The organism is Actinoplanes sandaracinus, assembly GCF_030009775.1.
GTDB classification, from domain to species: Bacteria; Actinomycetota; Actinomycetes; order Mycobacteriales; family Micromonosporaceae; genus Actinoplanes; species Actinoplanes sandaracinus.
The window spans coordinates 1-684 of the sequence record NZ_JASCTH010000097.1 but is presented as its reverse complement, the minus strand read 5'-3'; the positions used below and the strand labels follow the sequence as shown (position 1 = coordinate 684).

1 protein-coding gene is annotated in these 684 nt (G+C 76.0%); it reads right to left on the bottom strand.

Translation table 11 applies throughout. The annotated features are described in order from the left end of the window. Window positions 1-17: 17 nt before the first annotated feature. Window positions 18-684, bottom strand: a 667-nt coding sequence (locus QLQ12_RS46825; protein WP_282767550.1) for an FKBP-type peptidyl-prolyl cis-trans isomerase, incomplete at its 5' end; no start/stop codon positions are given.

The window sequence follows — 684 nt, the reverse complement described above, 5'->3', positions numbered from 1 at the left end:
CCGGCCGGTGACCGGGGTCAGGCCGCCGACAGGACATCGACGACGAAACGCAGCGCGCCGGCCGGCTGCCCGCCGCTCGGCTTGTCGCCGTACGCCAGGGCGGCCGGGATGTCGAGCTGGACCCGGCTGCCGACCTTCACCCCGATCAGTCCCTGGTCCCAGCCCGGGATGACGTTGCCGGTCCCGATCGGGAAGCTGAACGGCTGCGACCGGCTCCAGGACGAGTCGAACTCCTTGCCGTCGGTGTAGGTGACGCCGACGTAGTTGACGTCGATCGTCTGACCCGGCTGGACCGCCGCGCCGGTGCCCTGGATGAGGGTGGTGGTCTTGAGCTCGGTGACCGTGCCGGCGCCCGCGGTCGCGGCCGGCTTCTTGCTCAACGCCGGGTCGGCGCCCGGGGGCACCGGCGGAAACGCCGCACTCGACGCGGTCGCGCGCGGGCCGGCGGCGGTGCTGGCGGCGGCCGGGCTCGGCGGCGGTGACGAACGGCCGACCCACACGACCAGCCCGACGAGCAGGGCCAGCACGGCCACCGCCGCGCCGCCGACGGCCAGCGCCCGGCGGCGTCGGCGCATCGCCCGGGCGCGCGCTTTGGCGGCCTTGGCCTCGGCCCGCTTCTCGGCCTTCGTCTTGAACGGCTGACCGCCGGCGCTCTTGCGCGGCGGGCCGGCGGCGGCACGGGTG